Genomic DNA, 301 nt, shown 5'->3' with positions numbered 1-301 from the left:
GAAATCACGATGTGTCACTGGAATACCGCAGTATGCCGGAACAGAATAAGAAGAAGAAATTCCCGGCACAACTTCAAAGTCAACACCAGCTTCTCTAAGTTCCTGTCCTTCTTCACCGCCACGGCCGAAGATATATGGGTCACCGCCCTTTAAGCGGACAACATTTTTTCCTTCTAATGCAAGCTTCACTAAAAGCTCGTTTGTCTCATACTGTTTTAAATGATGATTTGAAGAACGCTTTCCTGCGTAAATAAGTTCTGCGTCATCTCTCACTTCATTTAAAAGGGAACTGGATGCAAGG

General features: G+C 43.2%; 1 protein-coding gene. It reads right to left on the bottom strand.

From position 1 onward, the window contains the following. Window positions 1-301: uroporphyrinogen-III C-methyltransferase (locus F8C76_RS20150; RefSeq protein WP_249042472.1), on the bottom strand; the 301-nt coding region annotated here is incomplete at both ends.

This window comes from Flagellimonas olearia (assembly GCF_009184425.1).
GTDB classification, from domain to species: Bacteria; Bacteroidota; Bacteroidia; order Flavobacteriales; family Flavobacteriaceae; genus Flagellimonas; species Flagellimonas olearia.
The sequence above is the reverse complement of the archived record's forward strand: the minus strand, read 5'-3'. Positions and strand labels throughout refer to the sequence as shown.